Genomic DNA, 26,523 nt, shown 5'->3' on the forward strand with positions numbered 1-26,523 from the left:
CAAGCTTACATCGCAACGCGGCGGAATCCATCAGGGGTGCGTGTGCCGCAGGGGAAGGCGGTGCCGGCGGTGTTGCCGAGGGCATTGAAGGGGCTGTTGTGATGGGATGAGCGGTGGGCTACTCCAAGGCCTCACAAGGAGTCGCCCTTGACCATCTTGCCCGATCTCTCCCGTACGCGAAAAATCACTTGCCGCCAGGTGGCGGCCTGATGCCGGCGAAGGCGGCGGGTATCAGGGCCGACGATCCCAAGCGGCGCGTCCTGAAGGAGGTGTTCGGCTTCGACGATTTCCGCCCCGGCCAGGCCGACGTGATCGATACAGTGCTTGGCGGGCGCCATGTGCTGGCCGTCATGCCGACGGGCGCGGGCAAATCGCTCTGCTACCAGGTTCCGGCGCTGGTTCTGGGCGGGCTCACCCTCGTCGTCTCGCCGCTGGTGGCTCTGATGCAGGACCAGGTCGCGGCGCTGCGGCTTGCCGGCGTGGCGGCCGATACGATCAATTCCTCGCTCGACCGCGAGGCCAATGTCGCGGCCTGGCGCCGTGTGGCATCTGGCCAGACGCGGCTGCTCTATCTGGCGCCGGAGCGGCTGATGACCGAGCGCATGCTGGGCGCCCTTTCCAGGCTCCACGTCAGCCTGATCGCCATCGACGAGGCGCATTGCATCTCGCAATGGGGTCCGGCGTTCCGGCCCGAATATGAGGATCTGTCCCGGTTGCGCGGTATCTTTGCCAATGTGCCGATCATCGCGGTGACGGCGACTGCCGATGAGAGCACGCGTACCGACATCGCCGCCCGCCTGTTCGCCGAGCAGGTCGAAACGCTGGTGCTCGGTTTCGACCGGCCCAACATCAAGCTGGCCATCGCGCCCAAGCAGGACAGCAAGCGCCAGCTGCTCGGCTTCATCGAGCGCCATGCGGGCAAGAGCGGCATCATCTATTGCTTGTCGCGCAAGAAAACGGAAGAGATGGCGGCCTTTCTGAAGCGCAACGGTGTCACCGCGCTCGCCTACCACGCCGGCATGAGCAAGGAGGCGCGTGAAGCCAATCAGAACGCCTTCATGACCTTGTCCGGCGTCGTCATGGTGGCAACCATCGCGTTCGGCATGGGCATCGACAAGCCTGATGTCGCCTTTGTCTTCCACACCGATATGCCGGGCAGCCTGGAAGCCTATTATCAGGAAATCGGCCGTGCCGGCCGCGACGGACGCGAGGCCGAGGCGCATATGCTTTACGGCCTTGGCGACATCCGCATGCGCCGGCTGTTCATCGACGACGAGGATGCCTCGTCAGAGCACAAGAGGCGGTCGCACCGCCGGCTCGACACGCTGATCGGCTATTGCGAGACGGCGCAATGCCGCCGCCAGGTGCTGCTCGGCTATTTCGGCGAAGAGGCCCAGGCCTGCGGCAATTGCGACAACTGCCTCGACCAGGCGCCGCGCGCCGATGGCAGTGCCGAAGCGCGGAAGATCCTGGCGGCGGTCACAGAGAGCGGCGAGCGCTTCGGCGCGGCCCATGTCATCGATATCCTGCTTGGCCACGAGACCGAGAAGGTGCTGGCGAGAGCTCATCAAACACTCAGCAGTTTCGGCACCGGCGCCGCGCACAGGAAGACAGTGTGGCTGTCGCTGGTCCGGCAACTGGTGGCCGGCGGGTTCCTGATGCCGGATCCCGAGGGCCATGGCGGTCTCGCCATCTCCGAAAGCGGCCGCGCGCTCGGCCGTGGCGAGATTGCATTCCAGTATCGCGTCGAGACGCGGGACCCTCTGGCGCGCGGCAGGAAGCGTTCCGGGGAAGGCGCCGCCGCCGGAGCCGAGGGCGTCGATGCTTCGCTGCTGGCGGCGCTCAAGTCGCTGCGGCTACGGCTCGCCAAGGAGCGACAGGTCCCGGCCTATGTGGTGTTTTCCGACCGCACGCTCATCGACATGGCCGACCGCCGCCCGCGCGACCTCGACGCCTTTGCCGAAGTGAATGGCGTGGGAGGGGCCAAGCTCAAGGAGTTCGGCGCGGTTTTCCTGGCCGCGATCGCCGCGCAACAGCCTGATTGAAAGCTTGATGGCGAGCGGTAGGGCTGATCAGGCTGGTCGAATGAGCAGTAAAAGCCAGGCCATCAAAGTTGGGAGCGCAGCCTGCTGGCCAGCCAGTCCGAAATTTTTTCCCGCAGGGGACGCGCTTCCCATTCGGCCAGGGTAACTTGCCGGGATCTCCCAAGGTCTTGGTTGAACAGGTCGATCTGCGTGTTCGCGAAATCCCTGCCGTAGACGTTCAGACTGGCTTCATCGTTCAGCCGCAAGGAGCGTTCGTCCAGATTGGTGGAACCAAAGCTCGTCCAGATGTCGTCAACGATCAGCAGCTTGGGATGATACATGGTGGGTTGAAACTCGTAGATACGCACTCCAGCCCTAAGCAAGTCGCCCCAGAAATAGCGCGAGCCCTTCCGAACCAAAGGCACGTCGGTGAGCGCATTCGGAACGATCACATCGACAGACACGCCTCGCTTCCTGGCGTCCAGGATCTGCTGGAGGGCGATGTCGTCGGGGACGAAATAGGCCATTCCGATTCGCAGGTGATCCCTCGCGGCGGCTATCGCGGCCAGCATCATCAATTCCATGTTCTCCGAGCCATTTGGCTGCGAAGAAAGTATCAGCTGGGCGCCGAGCGACCCCGCCGGTTCGGGCGGAGGGTAGAACTTCCGACCCTGCAATGTCTCACCGGTCGTCTCCAACCAATTTTCGGCAAAGGCTGCCTGGAAAGCAGGCACGGCGGTCCCTTCGATCCGATAGTGCGTATCGCGCCATTCATCCGGATTGCGGGCGTCTCCCCGCCATTTGTCGGCGATGCCGACGCCGCCCGTAAAGGCCACCCGTCCGTCGACGATGAGCAGTTTGCGATGGGTCCGGTTGTTCACGCGGTCCAACGTATACCAATGGATCGGCCGGTAGCGCTGGAACCTCACGCCGGCTCCTGTCATGATATGGATCAAGTTTTCATCGAAAGGCAGACTGCCGACCCAGTCGACGAGCACCCGGACCTCGACACCTTGCCGCGCCTTGGCCGCCAAGGCTTGTGCGAATTCATATCCAACGGCCCCAGACCAATAGATATAGGTCTCAAAATCGATGGTGGACCGGGCCGCGCCGATCGCCTGGAGCATCGAAGGAAAAATCTCGTCGCCGTTCACAAGGGTCTGCACCGCGTTCGCGTTTGACATCTGTCCCAGCGAGTAGCTGCTCATCGACCTCGCGAACTGCGGATCCGATGCGTCGAAGCGATGCGGGACAATCGTCCGCAAAACCCGCGGTTCAGGGGTCAGGTTTATGGCCGCCAACGTGGCCAGACCGGCGACAACCGCAACGGCCACATAGCTTAATCCCTTGAGCAGCGGGCTGAATTTTCGATCCAACCGCGTTGGCTTCGCGCCCCTCAGGAACGCCACGAGACCGGCAGCGCGCATGTTAGTCGCCCTGCTGCTTGCGATCGCGATGTTTCTCGATGTCCTCGGGCTCTTCATCGTCGATGCGGGTGATGGTCGAAGCCGAACTGTTTGATCTCAGCATTTCGTCCAACTTGGCATGAATGGCCTGGGTATCGCGATGTTCAGCCCGCTGAATGAAGAGCGTCATGGCCCAGGTGAGGAGCGTAGCCGCGCCATGCCAGTTCAAGCTTTGCCGGTCGAAAACGATCCAGAAGATCGCATAGGCCAGCAGGACCAGGAATGCTGCCGGACGAGAGGTCCACGTGCCGATCGAGGTGAGCGCGCCGGTAATGGGGTGATTTGCCATCAGCAGGAACTTTCCACGGTAACGCAGGTTCCCGCGAGCGCGTCGGCGAAGGCTGCCGTGCGGCACAGTTGTCTGCAGAAAGCGCCGTCAGGCCCTGACCATTCGTCTGGGTTGGGCGTTGTCTCGAACGGCTGCTGCGTCAGAGGCTGCAATGGGAGCCTTGCGATCGCGGGCCTGTCTCGGAGCGCCGCAGCGTCGGGACGTCGTCAAGCAGGCAGCCCGGCGAGTACTGCGCCAGTACCCTTTCCAGACGCGCCAGAAGGACTTTCCTCGACTTTATCTCGTACCCCAACCGCAATGTGCCTCCCATGCTTTTGCGGTTGGTGGTCAACTCCTGCTGGAGGATGCCGATGCGGATGCGTACCTCATCGGCCTGTGCTCGAAGTGCTGCCTTGATTGGCCCTCGACCTTGCATGCTGAACTCGATCTCCCCTGGAAACGGATATCGAACTTGAGGGACATGCTTTGGTTCCTCGGCATCGCTTCTTATTTTCCGACCCGCGACAGCCGGTCGCGTCCCGCCGCACGCATGCCGGCGCCTGTCGGCGATCATCATCGCCGAGGATGGGGACGAACCCGCGAATTGGCGGTAGCCGATGCCGCCGGCATTTTCTATTTGGGGGAATGGCGGAGAGGGAGTCCGCCGAACCAGTGTCCCTGATCGTCCTCTTGTGTCTATTAACCTATTGCAAATAGGTCATTTTTCTTTACAAGTTGTCCCGTATTGTCTACCATTGTCGCCTATTATCCCCACTCAAAATTGGGGAAAGAAATGGGGAAGCAATGGCCCGCACACTTCAAAAACTCTCTGACACAAGAGCGAAATCAGACTCTCTCAAGGTGGGCCGTCACAGCGACGGAGGCGGCCTTTACCTCAATGTCTCGCCGTCCGGTTCGAAGTCCTGGCTTTTCATGTGGGTGAAGAAAGGCAAACGGCGGGAAATGGGTTTTGGCGCCTACCCTGGCATTACGCTGGCCAGCGCCCGAAAAAAAGCCATCGAGTACCGGGCCGCAGTTGCCGAAGGTCGCGATCCGATTGCCGAGAAGGCCAAGGAGGCGGAGCCCACGTTCGGCGAATGCTCCGACAAGTTTCTCGCTTCGATGGAGGCGTCTTGGCGGAACGATAAGCACCGCTCGCAGTGGCGGATGACCTTGACCGAGTATTGCTCAATCATTCGCGCAAAACCGGTTTCCGAAATCGACACGGACGATGTGCTGGAAATCCTTCAGCCGATCTGGAACAGCAAAGCTGAGACCGCCTCTCGCCTTCGTGGCCGGATTGAACGGGTTCTTGACTACGCAAAGGCCAAGGGGTGGCGCATAGGTGAAAATCCGGCCTTGTGGCGGGGGCATCTCAAGAACGTGCTCCCGGCGCGCCAAAAGCTCTCCAGAGGGCATCATGCGGCCATGCCCTATGTCGAAGTGCCGGCTTTCCTGAAGCGCCTTCGCAGTGCCGAAGCCATGGCAGCAAGGGCACTGGAATTTCTGATTCTAACGGCCGCCCGCTCGGGTGAAGTCTATGGTGCCGAATGGTCGGAGTTTGATCTCGATAAAGGGGTATGGATTATCCCCGCAGAGCGCATGAAGGCTGCTGCAGAGCACCGGGTTCCGCTCTCGAATTCAGCACTGGCCACCGTCAAATCACTGCAGGAAAGCCGGGTGTCTAAGAAGTACGTCTTCCCTGGTCAGCGGACAGATTGTCCTCTGTCGTCATCTGCGATGGAAATGCTTATGAGGCGTATGAAGGTTGACTACACCGTGCATGGGTTCCGGTCCGCGTTTCGAGATTGGGCGGGTGACGAAACGGGTTTTCCGCGAGAGATAGCGGAAGCTGCGCTGGCTCATCGAATAGGTGATGCCACCGAGCGAGCATATCGGCGGGCCGATGCCGTGGAGAGACGCCGTAAATTGATGACGGCCTGGGCAGAATTTTTGAACAAGCGCGGCGTTGCTCACTAAGGCGCATCAAACATCGCTGGTTGGCTAATTACCGAGCCTGCAACAGCCAATGGTTGTTCAGTCATTCACAATTCGGCCTCGATATCGGGGGCAGAGCATTTTAAAGGCTGGCCCCGCAAAAATCCCACCCGAGGCACAGTTGTTTTCAACGGGCATCTTGAAGGACATTTGCCCCAACTTGATGATGCCGCTACTGCAGTTTGCTTCCGCAGCGACGCCGTGGCCGAGAAGGCTCGCTTTTGTGGCGCGAATGCATTCTTCAGGCGACGCATAGCCACCCTGATTTACATATCCTTCATGGCATGCCTGGACGATATCCGGCTCCGTGAATTTTGCCAACGCGCGTGCGTGTCTGGTGTCAACACCGGTGATCTTAATTACAGTCGCGGGCGGCTCTATGCAGCTTCTCTGCAATTCTGCCCCCAACGCCGCGGTCGCCGCTAACACCGAGAAGCTTGCAGCGAGAAGCGCGGCCCTCATCAGGCACATATGTGGGAATGCCATAAAAGCAAAAGACGCTCTGTCACGCGAACCGAATTTGCCCATAATTTGCTCTCCCGTGCCGGCTGGTGATAGCAAGGTTGCTCCTAGGGCAAACTGCGGTCAAGCGGATGGCAAGCGGTACGGAGCGGGTCCTCTTTACCAAGCAGCGGTCAGATTGGCCGCTTGCCTACGCCGACCATCCCGGACCGTCGGCATGCGAACGCGCGGCCTTTTCGTCGTGTCGATGCATTTTAAAGCGTCCTGCCTGACAAGGCACCAGCCCACTTCGTAGGCTGGGCGTACATTCCTGAATCTGAGTATTTAACCTTACGTTGCTTCACATTCGGTCACTTCGCAAATATGTTCTTGTGCCGACTAGCAGTAGGCGTAATTATTCCTTCTACTGCTTTGCAGTCCGTCAATGGACATGATAATGTATAGTTGGACAGGGTTGATTCCAGTGGATACGCCCTTCCTGCCTGGCCGACCTGGTGTCGTCCAGATATAGAGCCTGCGCCGAGTACCTCACAATGAGGTATTTTTGAGCCTTTGCTCCTCCTCGACCCGGTCAAACGCTAGAGATGGCAATACTTGCTCACAGTAATTGGGCAAGCTGTCCGGTCAAATATACTTTCCTCTTCGTGGAGCTTTTCATGCAGCCCATCGAAAATTCGCCGAACGCCTATACTATTAAAGAGTTTTCTCGCATCTACGGCGTCAGCCGCTCCTTCATCTACAAGGAGGTCGCGCGGGGGAATCTCGAAGTCAGGAAGGCCGGTCGGCGCACCCTGATTCTCTCGCATGTTGCGGACAGGTGGCTTCAGTCCTTGCCTGTCGGCTCCGGTCTGCAGAACGGCAAGCACCCAAAGGAAGAAGACACCCCCTGCGCTTCGTCCCCTCACGATCGGGCACAGTCGCCCTCTCGCGGTAGAGGGCGCTGATGATGGACTTTGACAGCATCAACGCCGCTGCAATGTCGGCACTGCCTTCGTTGCTTGCTAGCTGGCTGAAGGGCGGCCGGCGCAGCGGCCACGAATGGATCGCCCTTAATCCCACGCGTGCTGATCATCATGCAGGCTCGTTCAGGGTGAACATGAAAACCGGCAAATGGGCCGACTTCGCTGCCGGCGACAAAGGTGGCGACCCCATCAGCTTGGCGGCCTACCTCTTCGGACTTTCTCAAACCGAGGCCGCTGACCGCCTCGCGGCGATGCTTGGCATTTCCGATAGAGGCGCAAAGATCATGGACAAGACTTTCGCTCCTCGTGACGAAAAGGCCTGGGCCAGCGACCACCCGGTCAATCACGGTGATAATCAGTGGAGCCCGATGCTGCCTGTGCCTGCGGACGCGGCGGCACTCACCACCGACCTGATACGCCGCTGCGCGCCGGAGGGATACGTCTGCAACACATGTTGGCGTTACGTTGACGCCCAGGGTCGGCTTCTCGGTTATGTTGTCCGCTACGACCGCCCGGCCAACGGCCTACCCGCCGACAAGCAGGTGAAGCCTTTCACCTTTTGCGAATTGCCAGGCGGCAAGCGCGAATGGCGGTGCAAGGGCTTCCCCGACCCTCGCCCTCTCTATGGCCTTGACCGTCTCGCCGCCCGCCCGGAAGCTCCGGTGCTCGTGGTCGAAGGCGAAAAGACAGCCGACGCCGCCGAGAGGCGTTTTTCGGATCATGTCGTCATCACCACGTCCGGCGGTTCGAATGCCGCCCGTAAGGCGGACTGGAGGGCCGTGGCAGGCCGGCGCCTGACGATCTGGCCGGACAACAACGACCCCGGCAAAACCTATGCTGCTGAGGCTGCCGACATGGCGCGCAATGCTGGTGCGGCCGTTGTCCGAACAGTAAACCTGCCCGAAGGACTGCCCAAGGGGTGGGACTTGGCGGACGATCTTCCTGTTGGCCTCACCGACGCCGATGTTGTCGCCGCCCTCACAGAGGCCAGGCCTGCGGCGGCCGATGGACCAATCCCTCTTTTCCCATCGGTGCCCGAGGCGGAGCGGTTTCCAATCGAGGCGCTTGGCCCTGTTCTGTCTCGCGCCGCTGCCGCCATCTCCCGCAAGGTGCAGGTGCCGGAAGCCATCGCCGCGCAATCGGTGCTCGCCGTCGCGGCGCTTGCTTCGCAGGCCCACGCCGACGTGATGTTGCCCTACGGCCAAACGCGGCCCTTGTCGCTCTTCTTCGTGACTGTCGCCGCGTCGGGTGATAGGAAGTCCAGCGCCGACAACGAAGCGCTCTGGCCGATCCGGAAGCGCGAGACGGTGCTGAGAGAAGAGCACGAGAACGAGCATTGCCTGTGGTCGATTGCGATTGCGGCCTGGAACGCTGAGAAGAAGAAGATTGAGGGCAACCGCAAGATGGACTTCGACGCTCGGCGAGCGGCGCTGACCAACCTAGGCCCGGAACCGAAGCGCCCGCTTCATCCCTTCCTCACCGCGCCTGAGCCGACGATCGAGGGCCTGGTGAAGGCGTGGTCTACAGCGCCGGCGGCGCTGGGTATCTTCACCGCCGAGGGTGGTATGTTCATCGGCGGGCACGGCATGTCTCAGGACAACCGGCTTCGCACCGCCGCCGGCTATTCGCAGATGTGGGACGGGCACCCGATCAAGCGCATTCGCTCACTCGACGGCGTCTCGATCCTCTACGGCCGGCGGTTGTCCATGCACCTGATGGTGCAGCACGCGGTGGCGGCGCAGTTCCTCGCTGATTCGCAGTTGCGGGATCAGGGTCTTTTGTCTCGCGTGCTCGTGACCTCGCCGGAGAGCATCGCAGGCACCCGCTTCTATCGCGATGCGGAGCCCGAGGACAACGCCGCCATCCTGTCCTATGGCGAGCGTATCCTCTCGATCCTCGAATCACCGTGGCCGCTCGCCGAGGGCCGCAAGAACGAACTTGAGCCGCGCGCTCTCACCATTGGCGACGATGCCGCCAAATCGTGGCGCGCCTTCCATGATCATGTGGAAGGGCAGTGCGGGCCGGGCAAGGATCTGTGGCCGGTGCAGGATTTCGCGGCCAAGATTGCTGAGCACGCTGCCCGCATCGCCGGCGTGCTGACGATTGTGGAGGACGTCCGCGCCACCAAGATCGGAATCGAGACCATGCACTCGGCCCTGATGCTGGCCGACTGGTATCTGAACGAGACCGTCCGCCTTCAGCGCGTCAATCGCCTCGATCCGAAGTTGTTGGCCGCGCAGAAGCTTCTCGATTGGATGCTCGCGCGGGACGAAGCCACGATCTCTTTCCGGGAAATAGTCCAGTCCGGCCCGAACCCGTTCCGCACGAAAAATGCGGCCGAAGCGGCATTGTCTACCCTGTCGGCCCACGGCTGGGTCACGGAAGTATCCGCTCGCCCTCGCAAGATCAGGCTTGTCAGGGAGACGTGAAGGCGTGGCCTATCAGCGCTTCAGGCTGCCGAATACGACACCGGCGTCCGCTACACATGCTACATCTGCTACACCTTCTCTTGATCCTCGGCAGAACGTAGCAAACGTAGCAACTGTAACAAATGCCGAAGCCTCCAAGGGGATCGCGGCCCCGACCCCGCCGATTCCGTCCGACCCTGACCTGTATGCCGATGCCCTGCGCCACTACGGGCCAATGTCCTACGGCATGGCGATGCAGCGGCTGGGCTGGGGCGGCACTCGGGCCGGACAGGCGGAATCGGCGCTTCAGGAGACCGGGCGCATTTGCTTCAATGAACAGGGCCGGGCTGAGCTGCTGATAGCGATAGCTGGCGAGGCTAGGTATCCGCGTCGTCAGGAAGACCCTCCATGCACAAACTGACTATGAATGGAGGCCCTTTTGGTTGTCTAAGTACGCCCGAATCAAGGACACTCGGGCCTCGTTAGATTGCATCATTAGCATGCCAAAAGTCGGCTGCGGTTCTTTGGGCGACATAGTGGTAGCTCGCAGGGCTCTTGAGAGCTTGCGAGTTCGCGAAGCCAACCGAAATGCTCAGCTCACACAGCGGCTTATCTGGTTGGTGCCTCACCAGAGCCCTCGAACCGCATTTCCGGGCACCCCGGGGGAAGAACCCTGGTGCCATCTGGAGCTTGGTGACCACCATAGCCCGGTCCGAGACACGGGGCTTGAAAGCTAGACGACAGTGACTGACGTCGTGGCTCGTCGACCAGCGCACGCCAAAAGCGCGATTGATATTAGGCCGCGAACTCATAAATGGGGAATAGCCGAGATAGGTGGAGTGCGGCCAGCATCGCGGTCAGTCCACCGAGCTACCGTTTTCCCCATACACACCGTCGACACGAAAGTCCGCCTTCACCACGATCGATGTCGCGTCTTCTACCTTTAGGGCAGCATTGAGGACTGGGCTGCACCACGTTAACCAGAAGATGCTGCACCCCATTCACGCAATTAGGCCAGAAGAACAGCACCCACTGTCAGATCGGACGCGCTACGAAGTGCTAGGCGCACGACAGTGGCGCTCTGCGGGCATCAGGGACGCCTTTAGGCACGCCAGCCAGGTTGCAGAGGTATCTCGCCAGGAGCCGCAATTGGTTCTGTTTCGAACACCGATGGCGAGCGTTGCTTGTGAGGTAAGACGGCTAGGAAACCGAATTGTGAAATGCTGCCACCGGTGCGCGGATGCACGCTGGACGTGGATGACAAGGACATGCCGACGGCGTTCCTGGTGGGGCTGCTGACCGAAGAGGGCACCAAATCCTTCACGCTTAACGCCGCGAACAAGGTAGAGCGATCTGACGACAGTATGAAATCGAAATGGTTCCGACCAAACGTTGCGGGTTTGCGGCCAGACTGCGCGAAATCTGCCGCATCGCTTCGAGACCTGGTCTTAGGCGTGCGCTCAAAGGCGCCGTTCCAACTGCTTTGTGCACAGTGACAACATGGTCTCTAAGGGAGCCGCACTTCTTCTGCCGATACTGCGACAACCTTCTTATTCTCGCGTCTAGCGCTTGCTCGCTGCCGCGCCGCTGCGATCCTCTCGCTCTTCGTCGTAGGGAACCCAGCAAGGCCGTAGGCATTCACAATCGAGCCGAAGCGCTTCGTGAAAACCTTGTATTTCGGCAGGCCGCTGGCAGCGTTGATCAAAGCCATCGTGACGAATCCAAATTCGGCATGCAGTCGGCGGACGCCATCTAGAAGTTCATCATCTGAGTAGTATTTGCCCCGTAGGCCAGTTGGCGGACACTCAAAACCAACGGCCTTGTAGGCGGTCAGGAGGCTGCCGAAGTGCGCGGAATACGCATGCGAGGATGGTGTGTAGGGGCACTCGTTGATAATATCTTGTGAGAGCTTCTTTTTCGATCGGAAGAGCCGCTTCAGCTTCTTCAGCATGTCCGCTTCCTGCAAGGGATAGATCCGTTGCGAATGAAGCTCCCGCTGCGCCCGAGCAAACGTTTTGGGAGCCACTATAGGTTCCATCACCTTGGTGCGTATCCAAAGTTCCGGAGGGTTGTGAGTGAGTGGCTTCTTCAACTTCCGGCTCGTCCGATTGAAGACGTAGTTCCCGATCATCAGCTCGCATCGAAGAACGCCCTTAACTCTAGCCCAGCTCCATGGGCCATTTGGGGACGGAATATTGGCTTTGTTCAGCGTCTCAACAATCTGCGAAATGCTTCGCTTCTGCAGAAACATCCGGAAAATTCGGCGAACAACCTTAAGCTCACCCTGAGGGCCATGGACGTAAATCACCCGGTCTGAATGCAATCCCTTCCGCTGGCCCGGTTCGAGCAGGCATCGCGGCGTTCCGTCGTCGCTGACCAGTAAGCGCCTGGTCCCGTACGGCGCGGGACCGCCCTGCTTGAACCCAAGCCGAGCCTGCTGATGGTGTGCTCGGGACAGTTTGGCAGAGAGTTCGCGGCTGTACTCGCCCGCCATCACCCGCTTCAGGCTCTTCATTATGCTAGCGACCATACTGCCGTCATTCTCGAACGGCTCGCCGCAGTAATGCACGTCGACCCCTGCATCGCGGCAGATAAATTCATAGTGGGCGGCTTGGTCCGTATCCTGGAATCTCCCCCACCGGCTCACGTCGAGCACCAATATGGCCGAGTAGGTAGGTTGACCCACAACGTCGGTCAGTAACTGCTTCAGGCCCGCTCTTCCTTTAAGGCTCAGCCCACTTTTGCCGGCGTCTGCATACGTTTTAACGACGGCAAAGCCACGGCGCTCGGCATACTCCGCTATGGCCGCACACTGATTGTCCAGCGAATAGCGTTGGTGCTCTGTGGACATGCGGATGTATTGGGCTGCCGGGGTGGGAACGTCCGATGCGAGCTCAGTCACTGGAATGGCCCTCCATGTGATCCGCCTTGGTCGAAACTGTATCATAGAAGGCCTGCTACGTGGGCGCTGACAGCAGACAGGCGGCCTCCACCATCCCGAGCCCATCGGGGACCAAGCCCAGCTCGCCGAGACGAAGCTGACCATCCTAGTTGGATGGCTATTCGATCGCGTCGCCCTCGCCGACAGCCTCGGCTTTCCTGACGGCAGGCAAGCGTTGGCTATTGCTTATCCCGGAAATCGAGCAGCTTGGCGTGACGCAGCTTCTCCTCGCCCTTCAGGAACCTCACGCGGCCGACCAGGCCGGGCTTCAGCCATTCTGCCTTTGCCTTGGCCAAGCCTATCGGAACGGGTCCGCCGACCTTCCCCTGCACGCGCTCCCATAGCGCTTGCCGTTTGTGAGCCTTGAACGTGACGAAGGCGCCGCCGGCGTAGCGGCCCTTGTCGGCCATGAGGACCATCGCGGGCTTTCCGGCCTCACGCTGCACGCCAATGATGTCCATTTCCTTTTCGGCATAGCACTTGATCTTGCGCCAGTTCATCGTCGGCCCGCTGCGATAGGTGCTGTCCTTGCGCTTTGAAACCATGCCCTCCAGGCCGGCTTGGTCGACAAGGTGATAGACGGCATCGGCGGTCCCAGGCATTGCTTCACTGAACTGGATACGACCACCGGTCGGGATCGATGCCTGAAGGATGTCGCGGCGGTTTTCCACCGGCATGTCGCGCAAGTCGTGGCCATTGAGGTGCAGGAGATCGAACGCCACTAGATACAGATCGCGCGATGGCTTGCGGCTCGTGATGGCTGATTGCAGTGCATGGAAGTCAGACAGGCCAGCTTCGTTGATGGTAATCGCCTCGCCGTCGATGATGAAGTCTTTCGCCTCGATCGCCGCTGCTTCGCCGGCAAGCTGGATGTAGCGCCCGGTCCAGTCATAGCCATTCTTGGTGATCAGCCGAATCCCGTCGTCATCCTTGATGACCTGGGTCCTGTACCCATCGAATTTTATCTCATGAATCCACTCATCGCCTTGGGGCGGGGTGTCGACCAGTTCGGGCTCCATCGGCTTAATGAACTTCAGACGCATCAACTCACTCACGAAACCTATCATTCAATAAGCTTTAGCTAAAATGGTTCCCAAACGCAGATAGCAGGCGCGATGCAACAAAGCTAAACGCGTTGCCACCCGGAAAACGAGGCGACGATGACGAAATACCGGGTGGAAGAGATCTACGGCGACACAGTCGTGGTCTCTGGCGACGTTGTGGAGACCGATCCAAGGAGGGCCGCAGAGACGTTGGCCGGTCAGTCTGTGTCGCCAGGGGTTTTGCAGGATCATTGGTTCCGAGTGGTCGATGAGGAGAGGTCCACCGAATATGGATACAGCATGGTTGGACCTGACCAACGACCGGATTTCCTGGCATGGGCCGAAAGCGCCGACTTCGGTCCGCCGATTCGTGGCAAGGTGCACGGGGCCGAACTCGAAGACGAGCAAGATCATTTCTTCAATTGCCCGGCATGCGGTCAGCGGGTTGACCAGCGCGATTTCCGCCAGGTGTTCTGGCATGAAGAACAGGGTCACGCTCCGATGAAGCCAGAGCCCGAGGCCAAGGTGATACAATTTCCCAAACGGAATAAGAAAGAGCGGTGAGCGGGCCGCTCAGTCCGCCAACCCGGCATCGTGGTGGACGATGGCATCGAGCACTGTTTCATAGACGCTGCCGGTCTCTTCCTCGATCTCGGTGCTGCTGATCCCGATCGCCTTCGCGTCGGCGAAAAGCTTCTGAATAGCCTCCGCCACCGAAATCACGTCTGAACTTGCCAGACCTGACACATTGCTGCTCAGCCACTTGTCGAGAAAATTGACGCCGCGCGGGCTCATGCCCAAAGAAGCCGCCCGGAGATATTAGGTTCCGCTCATGGGATTAGCCATTCCTCTACGGCTGGGTAGCGCCCATGGTGGAGGCTAGGGCTGCTTGGTGCTCCACCGCCGAAAACCGCGTTCGATAAGCAGAATGATGCATATCCCGATCGCGGCATACATTGCGGCGCTTGCTGCGATGCTGCGCAGGTCGTCACCGTTGAAAATCATGTACAAGATATGCCCGAGGAAGACGCCAACCGCCCCGCCGCGCCCATAGCCTATGATCTTCTGATTCATGACGTGCACCATATCAGTGCCTCTTCGTTTTTGCCTACGGCAGGGGTAGCGCCACTTAATTGCCCTCAGAGGTGCCAGCCTGTATCGCCGACAAGACAATCGCCTCTGCTACCCTAAACGGAAAAAGCCCGCCGGGGAACGACGCAATTAGCGCCAGGAAGAAGACCCCTTGCCCGATCTTTTCTGGCGCAAGCAAAAAGCCCGCTGACCGGAGCCAGCGGGCAAGCCACTTGGGAAGGCCGCCGGGAGTGGTGCGGCCGGTTCCCGAACCTTGGCTGCAGCCAGATGTTCCGCAGCCTTGAAACATCCAGGTATCCTTTCCGGCAGCGGGGATTCGTTGTCTTTCGGCGTTTGTGCGCCCTTGCTAGAATGACAGGTCACGGGTAGCGTTCACACGCGAGCAGACGGGCGCGGGACAATGAACTATGTAAACGTAGTCGTGTTTGTGGTTCCGGCTCTGCTCGGTCTTCTTTCTACGGCTTTGCTCGGCCCAAGGTATGGAGCGTTACTAGGCGCCGCGCTCACGCTCATAGACGTCTTGGGATTGGTTCCAATCTTTCCAACCCAGCACGAGTTCGAATTCGAGTTGGGGTATGCCGTCGGTCAAGCCTATTTCCTATGGACGAGTTGGTTGCCTTCACTGGTGGCGGGTATCCTCCTCGGGAGTTTAGCCTTCCACCTGCGAAAGCGCCGTTCCACCAAGGCAACGACTTAACCCGCCACCTTTCGGCAGCGGGACGGTCTGGAGTGCGCTGGGATCAACCAGCATAGGTCAACGGGTGGCGAGGGGGTTGCGGCTTCCGCAGCGTGAAATATTGTTAGTGTACATCCGAATTGCTGAGTCGATTATTTCGACCAAGGTTACTTTTGCGTAAAAAAATTGCGGCCATCTCTTGTAGGATGCCGCGTCCGTCAACATATGATGTCGGTTTACCGAGTCTCGGTGAAACAGAGCGGCCCGGAAGATGCTGGTAACATCGACCGGGCCTTTATTGAAACCACCTTGGCGGTGGGTGTCGTGATCACTTGGCGGATATGTGGGGTATCATTCCCCCATGTCAAGCGTTTTTCGGCACCGACCGCATAAGGACATATCAAAAGGATTATGTCTTATGCAGACTGATGCAGTGAAGCCGCCGAAAAAATCCATCGTTCAAAAGGTTCGGGACGGGGCCGCGAAAGCGGTCGAAATAGTCAAGGGTGCCGTCCAGTTCGATGCCTTTGCCAGGTTCAAGTCTGGCAACAATGAGATCGATTTTCCGATCGATTTCGATGCCGACACAGTCTGGGCGACCTACGACCAGATGGCCGCGCTGTTCGGGACCCAGACTCCTGCCATTATCAAGCATGTGTCCAACGTTTACGCGGAAGGCGAGGTGTCGAAGGACGGAACTACTTCCAAAATGGAAGTGGTTCGCCGGGAGGGCGTGAGGGACGTTCGCCGCACCCTTGAGCACTTCAATCTCGACGTCATTCTGGCAGTCGGTTACCGCGTCAGCGGCAAGAGAGCCACCGAATTCCGAAAGTGGGCATCGACGGTCCTGAAGGGCTTTATTCAGGACGGCTATGCTCTCAATGGCAAACGGCTCAACAGCGACCCCGCAGCGTTGCTGAAGTTGGCTCGCGAAGTTCGGGCGATCCGGACTTCCGAGAAAAACCTCTATACCCAGGTTCGCGAGACGTTTGCCGAGTGCTCGATCGACTACGATAAGGACGATCCCGCCGCCCGGAGGTTCTTTTCGACCAGTCAGGATACCTTTCATTTTGCGGCAGCTGAACAGACAGCTGTGCAGATCATCATGTCCCGCGCCGACGCAAGAAAGCCCAATATGGGCCTGACCGCCTTGGGGAACCGAACACCGACGGCGGCAGACGTTACCGTGGCGAAAAACTACTGCTCGCCGGATGAGCTTCGCAAAATGGAGCTTATTGGTGAAGCTTGGTTGCTGTACGCCGAGGGGATGGCCATCCAGGGCAAGCAGGTCTCAATGCTCCGGCTGCTGGAGAAATTGAAGGAACTCGTCGCGCAGTATGAATTCCCGGTGTTCCCCGGCTATACCGGCGTCGGTCCCCGGCGCCCAGATGCCGACAAGTTCGCCAAGGGGCAGTTGGAGCTCTTCAGAAAGACTGGAAAACAACTCCCGCGACCTGTCGCGTAGACCTTTACAGGCTCCGCCGGTCATTGGCCGGCGGAGCTTACAGCTGCGGGCCGGGCGCGCCTCAGCTGCTCAATCTCCCTCTTCATGTCTTGGATGACGTCGCGCGTCCCATATACCGCGCCGAAGTCCTGCCGTAGTTCGTCAAGCCGGTGTGTGAATTCAGTAGCCTGTTGATCCGAAGCCCGGTTGCGCTCCATCCATTCGGCGCGCGCCACGGTGTTGCCGCGCAGATCGCCGATAGCCGTTTCCCTGCGCGTGCGGTCTTCAGCGCCTCGGGCGGCCCGCCAGTCCATTTCCTGCCGCGAGACCGTGTTGGCGGCGACGCTCTGGATCGCCTTCGATGTCTCGTTGGTCAGGCTCTGGATCAGGCGTCCGGTCTCGATGTCCTGCGCCTTCAGATATTGGTGCTCTCGCGGATCGGCCAATAGACCAGGCCACCGAGGACGACGATAACGGACACCATGACCCCGAGCGCCTGCCACTGTGGCCGGCTGCGCTCGGATATCGATGTGCCCAAGGCTGCGATCGAGCTGCGCGTCTCGTTTGTGAACGAGGCGAACGACTGCTCGATATTTCGGAAGCCCGATCGCATCTCCGCTTCAAGGTCGGTCTGCCGCCGGCCAAGGTTGGTGACGCGCTCGCCAAGCTGCGCCTGGATCGGATCTTGGTAGTGTCGCTGTTCTTCAGCCATATCGTCCGCCATCAGCCCCGCTGCCTTCCAACCCGTCCTATTTCAGTTCTTGCCGGCGCGCGGCGCTGGCAACAGTGTGCCGGTCGCATTCGGCCGGCGTGGAGAGCTTCACCGCGCAGCCAGGCGCCATGGTGCGGTCGATCTTATTCTGATCGGCGACCGTCTTCCCCTGCGCGCCGGCGAGGCTGGTACCGATCGCCGCCCGGAGCGCTGGAACACCGTTGACGCCGGAAGTCCCACAACCCGCCAGCAGAAGTGCAGTCCTCAAAATTCCGGCTGGCCTCAATGCCCTTGCGTATCGCATCCTGATTTTCGTTTTCGATCTTGGCGCGAACCTCGTCGGCGCCCTTGTGCTTGATGAGCTCACAGATCCCGAGCGCAGCACCCGAGGCGGCCAAGGCGATGGCCGCCCAGATGATGGGGCGGCACCAGCAGCGGCACCCAGCATGAAGACGACAAGCGGCTTCACGCTGGCACCTCGCCACCCAGCGCGGCCGCAAGGGGCTTGGTCTTCTGGTTGGCGTACCAGCCGTCGGCAGCGCCTCCCAAGAGGAGCAGCGCTTAACAGGGCAAGGATTACGACAATCTTGGTGATCGACTCGCTGGCACATGACAACGGCGAGAACTGCTCCTGAAGGCCCTGCAACGTGCCAGATACGCCGAGACCGCCACCCACCCAGGCCGACCAAGTTTGCCCTTGGCCAACAGCGGAACGTCGGAGTGCGCTGCGTTGAGCCCATCAAATTTGTCTATCTTCCAGAGGCGGGTATTGCTTCCGTGGTCGCCACGCTGGGCGGCGGATCAAAGCGAAGCCGGGGTCATCGGACGCGAGGGCGTGACTGGTCTGGCAGTGGCGCTCGGAAGCCCGCCTCCCTTGGTATTGACCGTACGCGTAAGGGATACCGGCGGAACAAACGTTACTTCACGTTCGCCGTCGGTGGTGCTCTAAAGAAGGAGTCTGGACGTGAGCGCCACGAACGTCACTGTGGGCCGAAAGCTGCCTTTTCCAACTCGCGGATTTCCTCGTCGTACCGAGCCAGAGCTTTCCCCGAGCAAGCGCCCCCGAGGTCCTCGACGCAAGCCTCGAATTTTGAGAGAAGTTCCGCGTACTTGATGACGCCGTCCCGGCCGTATCGTCTAGCAATCCTGTATCGGGTAATCTCCGCATATGTAGTGTTTATATAGCCAAGACCAAGTTCCTTTAGTTGTCTGTACGTCAGTTTCCTGATCTGCGTAGATGGCGCCGCCTTCATCGAGTCGACAATTGACTTGTCCACGCCGTTTCTTTCCGCGTAGCCAGCTATCTCCTCGTACTTCTTAGCAAAGTACCCGCTCACATTCTCTTGATTGATGACCAGATCGCTTGGCAGCTCATCGACAGACATTCTATGAATTCCAACGTCCTCGTCTATATAAACTCTCCTGTTTGCTGCCATCAGGATTAGAACACAAGCACTATAGCAGTGGCCTTTGACAATCGCGGTATCGGTGACGCTGTTAACGACGGCGCCAATCTGGAGTGCCGCATCAACTTGTCCGCCATCGCTATTCAGAAAAAGCCTTCTGAAGAAACTACGGCCGGACTTTTGAGTAAACTCTGCATTCTTGGAGAAAAAGTAAGCGTCGGCAAAATTGATACTCCCTATGATGTGCACATCCAAAAAAGCGGGTGGGGGGCAGGTATCGGCGCCGTAGACAGCACTAAGCATGAACTTCTTGATGGCACTCTCGTTGACGCAAGTCATGCATTGGTAGTCGGACGCGAACCTGCCGACTTCCTTGGCACCCTCACCATTGTCCGCGCAGGAGATAAGCAAATCAGCCTTCGAGGGCCAGGTGCTCGAAAGCTCGACGAGGACGCCGGCGAGAGTTGCGAGGGCCAAGCGGATTAATAGTCGGTTGCTAAGCCGCTTCAACATGGGTTCTTTGCCTTTCATCGGCGGCAGAAGAGGTTGCAACCGCGAAACACTCAGGTGAGAGTTGAGCGGTTTACATACTTTAGTTGATAAACTCAAAACCTGTAAACTGCGATCCCTCAGCGCATGGATATGCGCAAGCTGGTAGGCCAGAACTTTGCCCGTATAAGGCGGGAGAAAGGCCTTACCCAGGAGCAGATTGAAGAGCGGTCAGGCTTCAGCCAGCAATATCTCAGCGGCCTTGAGCGCGGTCAGCGAAACCCAACAGTCGTGACGCTCTTCGAACTCGCGCACGCTCTTGGTGTGAGCCATGTGGAGCTCGTGCGACCGAACGGTGCCGAAGGCTCCTAGTCTGGCAAATCTGCGCGTGTTAATCGTTCAGGATGATCTCGGCGCTGTGGTCGAGGCACGACTTGATCGCCTCCCAGCCGGGCATGGCGCGGGTGAGAAGGCGGAAGAACTCGGGGCTGTGATTGTGCTCCCTAAGGTGGCAAAGCTCGTGGGTGATGACGTAGTCGATCGCCTCGCGCGGGGCCTTGACTAGGAACGGATTGAGCGTGACCGAGCCGCCCGTCGCGCAGCTTCCCCATTGCCGCTTCATGTCGAGCAGGCGAAAGCGTGGCGGCTCCTGGACCCAGGGCAGCGCCTTTGAAATTACCTCCATGCGGCCGGCGAAGTAGTCCCGCGCCCTGAGGCGATACCAGGCGCGGAGGCGAGCCCTGAGCGCCGCCTTCTCGGTGTTGTCCGTCGCGACGACGAGGAGGCCGCGCTTCAGCTTGATGGACCGCTCGGCCTTGGGCACCTGCATGACCTTCAGCACATAACGGCGGCCCAGATAGAGCGCCTGCTCGCCGCTGACATATTGCCGGGGCAGGACATGGGCGAAGCGCTTCCTTGCATCGGCGACATGCCGGAGGACCCAGCGGGCGCGTTTCCTGACGGCCTTGCGGATGGCCTCTTCGCTGGCGTCCTCGGGGGCTTCGACCTCGACGGCGCCATCGGCATGGACATGGATGGCAATGCGCTCGCGGCGGGCGGGATTGATGCTCACTGAATAGGCGATGTTCTCGTCGCCATAGCGCAGCGTCGACAGGTTGCGCTCAGAGAGTGCCACGGGAAGCTCCCAGGCGAACGATCTCGACGATGCGGTCTACGAGCGCCCCAGCCTTGTCCAGCCCGCTCAGCGCCTTGAAATAGCGCGGCAGGAGCTTGTTCCTGATGTCGGCTTCGATGTTGGCCGGGTTAATCGAGAATGTCGCCACCGCGTTGCTTACAATCCCGTCGATATGGAATGCCTCGCCGACAAGCCAATCCTCGCCGCGATCCCGTGCTGCAACCTCCCCCAGAACAATCGGGAAGAGACCGAAATAGGCCTGCGCATGAGGATTGTCCGGGAAGCGGTCGGGGACATGGGGGTTGGCCCGCATCCTCGCCTTCTCCTCCAGTTCCTTGAACAGGATGTATTGCTTGTGCGGATGATCGAAGAGAGATTCCGCCTCCTTGATCGCCTGTCGCAACAGGTCCGAAAAGACGGTCTGCGCATAGGGATCGTCGGCCAGGGCCTGCTCGATGGTCTTGGTCAGCCGGGTCTTGATGACATCGGTCTCGGCACGGGTCTTGTCGTCGCTCCAGCCGGCGTCATAGCCTGCCTGCTTGTTGTCGGTGAAGCCGGTGAGGTCGATGACCCCTTCCGATTCCTTGACCTCGACGCCGACCACCTGCTTGTCGACCAGCTTGCGTATCTGCTCCTCGTAAGCAGAGAAATTGACCGTCTCCATGGCGTCCTGCTTGGCCTGAATGCGCAGCTCGGTGAAGAACTTCAGGTCCTTCTTATAGCCGGCGATCGTCGCCTCGCTGAAGGAGCCGTCCTCGAAGAAGGCGCGGGATGAAAGTGCCAGCTTCAGGCACATGCCGAACTCGGTCAGCGCAGCATAGAAATCCTCGCGCACTTTCTGATTGCGATCGTAGCTTGCGCCGTCTTCGCCAAGAACCGAGTCCGGGGTCAACACAAGGCGGAACTGCTCGCGGTCGCCCTTGTTCTTGACGCTGCCGAAAATTGCCCACAGCGAGGCATGGAGGCCAGGCAGGCGCTTGTACTCGGTCGCAACGCTGGCGAAGGTGCCTTCGATGTCCTCGATGTCGTAGCCGCCCTGGGTGCGCTCGGCGAGGTCCTGGTAGTCCTTCAGCGACGTGTCGAGTTCTGTCAGGATGCCGCGATAGTCGATCAGGAAGCCGAACTGCTTGGCTTCATGTAGCCGGTTCACTCGCGCGATGGCCTGGAGCAGATTGTGCTCCTTGAGGTATTTGTCGATGTATAGCACCGCATTGCGCGGCTCGTCGAAGCCGGTCAGCAGCTTGTCGACGACGATGAGGATGTCGGGCCTGCCGGGCGTGGCGAAATCCTCGATGACTCGCCGCTCGTATCCTTCCGCATCGTTGCCGACATTGGCCGCCCACCATTTCTGGACTTCCGGGGTCTTCGCCTCGTCGGTGTCCTCATGGCCTTCGCGCGTGTCGGGCGGGGAGATAATGACTGCGCTTGTAACAAGGCCCGTGGCGTCGAGCGCCTGCTTGTAGCGAATTGCGGAGAGCTTGCTATCGGTCGCCAGTTGGGCCTTCAGCCCGGTGCCAAGTTCCTTGAAATTCTGCGAAAAGTGCGTGGCGATGTCCCAGGCGATAAGGTCGATGCGGTTGCCGGCGCGGTAGACGCTGCCACGGGTGGCGAACTTCTTCTTCAAGTCCGATTGCTGCTTGTCGGAAAGGCCCGTGGTGATCTTGTCGAACCATTTGTCGATCGCATCGGCATTCACGTCTACCACTGGCCGGCGCTCCTCGTAGAGCAGCGGCGTGACCGTCCCATCCTCCACCGCCCGCTGCATGGTGTAGGCGTGAAGGATCGGCCCGAACTTGTTCTGTGTCTTGTTCTCCTTCAGCAGCGGCGTGCCGGTAAAGGCGATGAAGGCGGCGTTGGGCAGCGCCTTGCGCATCCGCTCATGGTTTTCGCCGCCATGGCTGCGGTGGCCTTCGTCGACCAGCACGATGAGGTCTTCGGAGGCGTTGTGGCATTCCTTGAAGCGTGTCGCCGAATTGAATTTTTGCAGCAGCGTGAACATGATGCGTTCGGTGCCGGAGCCGATGCGCTGCGCCAGGTCACGACCGGACGACGCCTTGGCGTTTTCTCCGTCCTTCTTCGTCGCCACGGCAGACCCGAAAGCTCCACCCGCCATGAAGGTGGTCGATAGCTGGCGCTCCAGATCGACCCGGTCGGTGATGACGATGATGCGGCAGCGAGCAAGTGCGTCGTGGATCAGCAGTGCCTTCAGCAGAAAGACCATGGTGAAGGATTTGCCCGAGCCGGTGGTATGCCAGATGACGCCGCCCTCGCGCCCGCCGTCCCGGTTGCGCTTCTCCATCCGCTCCAGCATCGACTTGATGCCAAAGACCTGGGGATAGCGGGCGGCGATCTTACCGAGCTTGCGGTCGAAGAGCAGGAAATAGCGGACGAACTCCAGGAGGCGATCGGGCCGCAACAGCGAGACGATGAGCCGGTCCTGCCCGGTCGCGGCGACGGGCTTCGACCAAAGGCCATCGAAGAAGGCGCGGATATGGGCTGGCCGCTCGGCGAAAAGGGCGGCGTGTTGCTGGGCCGTCAGCCTTGCGTTGACTATCGTGTCGATCGCGGCGGCGGGAATTTCCTCCTCGCGCCACATGGACCAGAATTTCGCCGGGGTCTCGGTGGTTGCGTATTTACCATCCTGCCCCGAGATGGAGAGCAGGAGCTGAGCATAGGCATAGAGGGCGGGGATGCCGTCCGGCTTCTGGTTGCGGAGGTGCTGCGAGACGCCCTCGGCCAGCATCAGCTTTGCGGCATGGCTGCCAGTCGGCCGCTTGGCCTCGATGATGGCGAGCTGAATGCCGTTGACATAGAGCACGATGTCGGGCCGGAAGCGGCCATGCCCGCCCTCGCGTTCGGCGGAAAGCTCCTCGGTGACCTGGAGGCGATTACTCGCGGGGTCCGCGAAGTCGACCAGCGGCACGGTGACGGAATGCTTGTGTCCGTCCGGCATGAATTCGGCGACGGTCACGCCAAGGGCAAGATGCTTCCAGACGCGCTCATTGGCCGGCGTCAGACCCTCATTGAGGCCGGTGTCGTTGAGTGTCTTCAGTACCTGGGCTACGCCGCTTGCGGAGAGCGCATGGTTCGCGCCGTGATAGGAAAAGCGCGAGGCGGAGAGATAGTCGCGCAATACGGCTTCGAGCAACACCGGGCGCTCGCCGCCCCGCAGGCCGAGACATTCGGCCGGCGACAAATAGGACCAGCCGAGTTTCAAAAGCAAAGCGAGCGCCGGAACCTTGGCCTGTGTCTCCTCATCAGTGCGTGGGCGCTCGGGAGCGTTCACGCCGTCACCCGCCGCTTTCCCGTCAGCAGTTGCTGCATGAGGGCGGTTTTCTCAGATTTGAGAAGTAACCGTTGTCTTGAATAACCTGCGCCCTCCTCGGCTGATGCGGTGACTGCTTCGACAATCGCTGCCTGCTCTGCAATCTCGGGAAGTCGTATCACATAGTCTTTCACGACGTTCCAATCTGAACGAGGCATTTTCGACCCGGATGATTTGTTAGCCTGTTGAATGAAACCTTCACTTTGTACGAGGAGGAAAAGGTAGTCTCTTAAGACGATGCCCTCGCGGGGCTTCAGCACCCATATTTCCGTTGAACAGACGCCGCTACTTTGAGGACCCACGTATTTTCTAAGGTAAGGACGCAGCTTTCCGAAAAGTACGTCATTTGGTCCATAGACGTTTTTGATGCTCGATTGATGCGAAGCGGAGATGGAACCGAGCAGTGCCCCGGTGCCGCTCTCTATATGTTCGAGCTCAATGCACCGCACATCGTCGCCGGCGGTTCTTGGATCGAATTTTTGGTTGCTAAGCCGACACACCCCTCCAAACGTTGTTAGCCTCCATTCCCGTCGCTCGAAACCCCTCAACCGCCGCTTACCCGAAAGCAGTTGCTGCATGAGGGCACTTTTCTGAGCTTCGGCATTTGCAATCAACTCCCGGGTCGTCGCGATGGCCGCATCCCAGGTCGAGAGGATTTCGGCGATCTTTTTTTGCTCGGGGAGTGGTGGAACTGGAATGGTGATTGCCGACAGGATAGCTTGGCTGAGATTGGAGATGTTGGTCCCACCTCCGCCCCTAGCAATTTGATCCTTTACTTGGCGAGTTTGCATCATCCCAGCCGCGAATTCCGGCAAAATGCGAGCTGGGTTCATCCTGCCCCTGATTGTGAAGCCCGAGAACGACACCGGTTCTTCAACTTTGGGGAAGAACATGCAGCGGCCGATTAGTTCTTTGTTTCCGTTGGATCGGACGAATAACAAATCACCGGATTGGAGGAGATCGTCCTTGCCAAGATGCCCGATCGGAATTGGCTGAATCTCATCGAATGACTCCATGACCTGACGTTGCCAGAAATGCGGGATGCCCACGACGCGGACCTCTTGACCTCCACTGTCCTTCAAAAAATTCAGTCCGTTTCGGAATGTTGCAATCTCACCAAGCGCCTCAACCTGCCACCCCTCAGGAACCATAACCGAGGTCCTTCAGATAGCCTTGCATCTTCGCCTCAAGCTCCGCCATCTCGGCTTTCAGCTTCAGGCGCTCCGCCCGCACCGCCCTCAGGTCGATTTCTTCCTCAGCCTCGAAGCTGTCAACGTAGCGCGGGATGTTAAGATTGAAGTCGTTGTCGGCGACCTCTTTCTTGGTTGCCAAATGGGCGTACCCGTCGATAGAGACGCGGTCATCGAAAGCGGCGAAGATTCTTAGTAGCTGCTCCTCACCAAGCCGGTTCTGGTTGGTGCCTTCCTCGTAGTCGCGGCTGGCGTCGACGAACAGTACGGTGTCGTCGGGCTTCTTTTTGCGGAAGACGAGGATGGCGGCGGGGATGCCGGTGCCAAAGAACAGCTTTTCGGGCAGACCGATGACCGTATCTAGAAGGTTCTCTTCGACCAGCTTGCGGCGGATTTCGCCCTCGCTCGATCCCCTGAAGAGAACGCCATGCGGCACGACGACAGCCATACGGCCGGTCTTCGGCTTCATGGTCTCGATCATGTGCAGGATGAAAGCATAATCGCCCTTGGTCGTTGGCGGCAGGCCCCGGCGGAACCGGCCAAAGCGGTCATTAGCTGCCTTTTCTACTCCCCATTTCTTAAGGCTGAATGGCGGATTGGCAACGACAACATCGAAGTGGCGGAGATGATCATCCGTGGTGCGCAGCTTGGGATTGCCAATGGTGTCACCGCGTTCAATCTGATGGTTGGTCTCGCCATGCAGAAACATGTTCATCTTGGCCAACGCCCAGGTCGAGCCGATCGCTTCCTGGCCATAGAGGGCGTACTTCCTTGAGCCGGTGTTACGGGTGATCTCCTGACCGCATTTCATCAAGAGCGAGCCAGAACCGCATGTCGGATCGCAGATGTCGTCGCCTTCCTGGGGCTCGACCAGCCGCGCCATCAACATGGAAACTTCGGCCGGCGTGTAGAACTCGCCCGCCTTCTTGCCCGCCGACGCAGCAAACGCGCCAATGAGAAATTCATAAGCGCCGCCGATTACATCGAGGCTGCCAACCCGACTCGGCCTCAGGTCCAGGCTGTCCCTGGCGAAATCCTCCAAGAGCATCCTCAGCATATCGTTTTTCTCTTCCTCGTCGCCGAGCTTGTTGGCGTTGAAGGAGATGTCCTGAAACACATCGCGCAGCTTGTTGCCGTTGGCTTCCTCGATCGCGTGAAGGGCCTTGTCGATGCGCTCGCCATTGCCGGCCTTGTGACGGTCGCGATGGAGATCATGGAAGCTCGCACCCTTGGGCAGCACGAACTGCTCGTTCTTCATCAGCGCCTCGATGAGGTCGGGATGGTCGCCGTGCTCCTGGCGGTAGGTCTCGTAATGGTCCTTCCACACATCGGAAATGTATTTCAGGAACAGCATGGTGAGCACGTAGTCCTTGTAGACAGACGCGTCGACCGTGCCCCTGAATGTGTCACAGGCGGCCCATGCCGCTTTGTTGATTTCCGCTTGCGTTACGCGACCCGCCGCCATGGTACCCCCTTGCCACT

General features: G+C 59.6%; 22 protein-coding genes and 1 pseudogene. 8 read left to right on the forward strand and 15 right to left on the reverse strand.

The annotated features are described in order from the left end of the window. Positions 1 to 209 precede the first annotated feature (209 nt). A complete protein-coding gene (gene recQ / locus FJ943_RS03935; protein ID WP_140719900.1) occupies positions 210 to 2,045 on the forward strand; it encodes a DNA helicase RecQ in 1,836 nt (611 codons plus the stop codon). Between the two features lie 62 nt (positions 2,046 to 2,107). Here recQ and FJ943_RS03940 read toward each other — a convergent pair whose 3' ends face one another. Together FJ943_RS03940 and FJ943_RS03945 are read right to left on the reverse strand one after the other, a co-directional pair. Then, complete coding sequence (locus FJ943_RS03940) at positions 2,108 to 3,451, reverse strand: phospholipase D-like domain-containing protein (RefSeq protein ID WP_015315186.1); 1,344 nt, start codon at positions 3,449 to 3,451, stop codon at positions 2,108 to 2,110. 1 nt (position 3,452) lies between these two features. After that, positions 3,453 to 3,845, reverse strand: a complete 393-nt coding sequence (locus FJ943_RS03945; RefSeq protein WP_318011701.1) for a low affinity iron permease family protein — start codon at positions 3,843 to 3,845, stop codon at positions 3,453 to 3,455. 717 nt (positions 3,846 to 4,562) lie between these two features. Here FJ943_RS03945 and FJ943_RS03950 point away from each other — a divergent pair. After that, entirely contained in the window at positions 4,563 to 5,738 is a 1,176-nt protein-coding gene (locus FJ943_RS03950; RefSeq protein WP_140719902.1) for an integrase arm-type DNA-binding domain-containing protein, read from the forward strand. A gap of 57 nt (positions 5,739 to 5,795) precedes the next feature. On the opposite strand, the gene FJ943_RS03955 is transcribed toward FJ943_RS03950, so the two are convergent. Further along, positions 5,796 to 6,284, reverse strand: coding sequence for a hypothetical protein (locus FJ943_RS03955; protein ID WP_140719904.1), 489 nt, complete (start codon positions 6,282 to 6,284; stop codon positions 5,796 to 5,798). 877 nt (positions 6,285 to 7,161) lie between these two features. Between FJ943_RS03955 and FJ943_RS03965 the strand changes: the two genes are divergently transcribed. The 3 genes and pseudogenes from FJ943_RS03965 to FJ943_RS03970 all read left to right on the forward strand — a co-directional run bounded on the left by FJ943_RS03965 (position 7,162) and on the right by FJ943_RS03970 (position 11,084). Next, positions 7,162 to 9,609 (forward strand): DUF3987 domain-containing protein, encoded by a 2,448-nt coding sequence (locus tag FJ943_RS03965; protein ID WP_140719908.1) that lies wholly within the window; start codon positions 7,162 to 7,164, stop codon positions 9,607 to 9,609. A 166-nt stretch (positions 9,610 to 9,775) separates the two neighbouring features. Further along, a pseudogene (locus FJ943_RS30225) lies at positions 9,776 to 10,009 on the forward strand (hypothetical protein); the annotation flags it as partial. Between the two features lie 799 nt (positions 10,010 to 10,808). After that, the gene (locus tag FJ943_RS03970; protein WP_140719909.1) at positions 10,809 to 11,084 is read left to right on the forward strand and encodes a hypothetical protein; all 276 of its coding nucleotides are present in this window, start codon (positions 10,809 to 10,811) and stop codon (positions 11,082 to 11,084) included. A gap of 11 nt (positions 11,085 to 11,095) precedes the next feature. Here the strand turns inward: FJ943_RS03970 and FJ943_RS03975 are convergent, their stop codons facing one another. Next, positions 11,096 to 12,490 carry a recombinase family protein gene (locus FJ943_RS03975; protein WP_181174487.1) on the reverse strand — a complete coding sequence of 465 codons (1,395 nt, stop codon included), beginning with the start codon at positions 12,488 to 12,490 and terminating at the stop codon, positions 11,096 to 11,098. A gap of 218 nt (positions 12,491 to 12,708) precedes the next feature. Then, entirely contained in the window at positions 12,709 to 13,572 is an 864-nt protein-coding gene (locus FJ943_RS03980) for an ATP-dependent DNA ligase (protein WP_140719913.1), read from the reverse strand. 117 nt (positions 13,573 to 13,689) lie between these two features. Here FJ943_RS03980 and FJ943_RS29870 point away from each other — a divergent pair, with 117 nt between their 5' ends. After that, positions 13,690 to 14,136: a hypothetical protein gene (locus tag FJ943_RS29870; RefSeq protein WP_246671823.1), complete on the forward strand. Its 447-nt coding sequence runs from the start codon at positions 13,690 to 13,692 to the stop codon at positions 14,134 to 14,136. Positions 14,137 to 14,145: 9 nt separating this feature from the next. Here the strand turns inward: FJ943_RS29870 and FJ943_RS03990 are convergent, their stop codons facing one another. Together FJ943_RS03990 and FJ943_RS03995 are read right to left on the reverse strand one after the other, a co-directional pair. Next, positions 14,146 to 14,367 (reverse strand): DUF768 domain-containing protein, encoded by a 222-nt coding sequence (locus FJ943_RS03990; protein WP_140719915.1) that lies wholly within the window; start codon positions 14,365 to 14,367, stop codon positions 14,146 to 14,148. Between the two features lie 84 nt (positions 14,368 to 14,451). Next, entirely contained in the window at positions 14,452 to 14,646 is a 195-nt protein-coding gene (locus FJ943_RS03995; protein ID WP_140719917.1) for a hypothetical protein, read from the reverse strand. 1,112 nt (positions 14,647 to 15,758) lie between these two features. Here FJ943_RS03995 and rhuM point away from each other — a divergent pair. Next, the gene (gene rhuM / locus FJ943_RS04000; RefSeq protein WP_181174488.1) at positions 15,759 to 16,805 is read left to right on the forward strand and encodes a RhuM family protein; all 1,047 of its coding nucleotides are present in this window, start codon (positions 15,759 to 15,761) and stop codon (positions 16,803 to 16,805) included. 20 nt (positions 16,806 to 16,825) lie between these two features. Here the strand turns inward: rhuM and FJ943_RS04005 are convergent, their stop codons facing one another. The 4 genes from FJ943_RS04005 to FJ943_RS04020 all read right to left on the reverse strand — a co-directional run bounded on the left by FJ943_RS04005 (position 16,826) and on the right by FJ943_RS04020 (position 19,415). Beyond that, complete coding sequence (locus FJ943_RS04005) at positions 16,826 to 17,230, reverse strand: hypothetical protein (RefSeq protein WP_140719921.1); 405 nt, start codon at positions 17,228 to 17,230, stop codon at positions 16,826 to 16,828. After that, positions 17,200 to 17,508 carry a hypothetical protein gene (locus FJ943_RS04010; RefSeq protein ID WP_140719923.1) on the reverse strand — a complete coding sequence of 103 codons (309 nt, stop codon included), beginning with the start codon at positions 17,506 to 17,508 and terminating at the stop codon, positions 17,200 to 17,202. Before FJ943_RS04010 ends, FJ943_RS04005 begins: the two co-directional genes overlap by 31 nt. A gap of 25 nt (positions 17,509 to 17,533) precedes the next feature. Then, complete coding sequence (locus FJ943_RS04015) at positions 17,534 to 17,764, reverse strand: hypothetical protein (protein ID WP_246671824.1); 231 nt, start codon at positions 17,762 to 17,764, stop codon at positions 17,534 to 17,536. 712 nt (positions 17,765 to 18,476) lie between these two features. After that, a complete protein-coding gene (locus tag FJ943_RS04020; protein WP_140719927.1) occupies positions 18,477 to 19,415 on the reverse strand; it encodes a hypothetical protein in 939 nt (312 codons plus the stop codon). Positions 19,416 to 19,538: 123 nt separating this feature from the next. Here FJ943_RS04020 and FJ943_RS04025 point away from each other — a divergent pair, with 123 nt between their 5' ends. Beyond that, positions 19,539 to 19,763, forward strand: coding sequence for a helix-turn-helix transcriptional regulator (locus FJ943_RS04025; RefSeq protein ID WP_140719929.1), 225 nt, complete (start codon positions 19,539 to 19,541; stop codon positions 19,761 to 19,763). A gap of 19 nt (positions 19,764 to 19,782) precedes the next feature. Here the strand turns inward: FJ943_RS04025 and FJ943_RS04030 are convergent, their stop codons facing one another. From FJ943_RS04030 to FJ943_RS04045, 4 genes are read right to left on the reverse strand one after another with little or no spacing between them, the layout of a single operon-like run. Beyond that, positions 19,783 to 20,526 carry a SprT family zinc-dependent metalloprotease gene (locus tag FJ943_RS04030; protein WP_140719931.1) on the reverse strand — a complete coding sequence of 248 codons (744 nt, stop codon included), beginning with the start codon at positions 20,524 to 20,526 and terminating at the stop codon, positions 19,783 to 19,785. Further along, positions 20,513 to 23,812, reverse strand: coding sequence for an HsdR family type I site-specific deoxyribonuclease (locus tag FJ943_RS04035; RefSeq protein WP_140719933.1), 3,300 nt, complete (start codon positions 23,810 to 23,812; stop codon positions 20,513 to 20,515). The genes FJ943_RS04030 and FJ943_RS04035 overlap by 14 nt, the downstream gene beginning before the upstream one ends. Then, positions 23,809 to 25,002, reverse strand: a complete 1,194-nt coding sequence (locus FJ943_RS04040) for a restriction endonuclease subunit S (RefSeq protein WP_140719935.1) — start codon at positions 25,000 to 25,002, stop codon at positions 23,809 to 23,811. The genes FJ943_RS04035 and FJ943_RS04040 overlap by 4 nt, the downstream gene beginning before the upstream one ends. Then, positions 24,992 to 26,506, reverse strand: a complete 1,515-nt coding sequence (locus FJ943_RS04045) for a type I restriction-modification system subunit M (protein ID WP_140719937.1) — start codon at positions 26,504 to 26,506, stop codon at positions 24,992 to 24,994. The genes FJ943_RS04040 and FJ943_RS04045 overlap by 11 nt, the downstream gene beginning before the upstream one ends. Between the last annotated feature and the right edge of the window lie 17 nt (positions 26,507 to 26,523).

It is taken from the genome of Mesorhizobium sp. B2-3-10, assembly GCF_006442275.1.
Taxonomy (GTDB): domain Bacteria; phylum Pseudomonadota; class Alphaproteobacteria; order Rhizobiales; family Rhizobiaceae; genus Mesorhizobium; species Mesorhizobium australicum.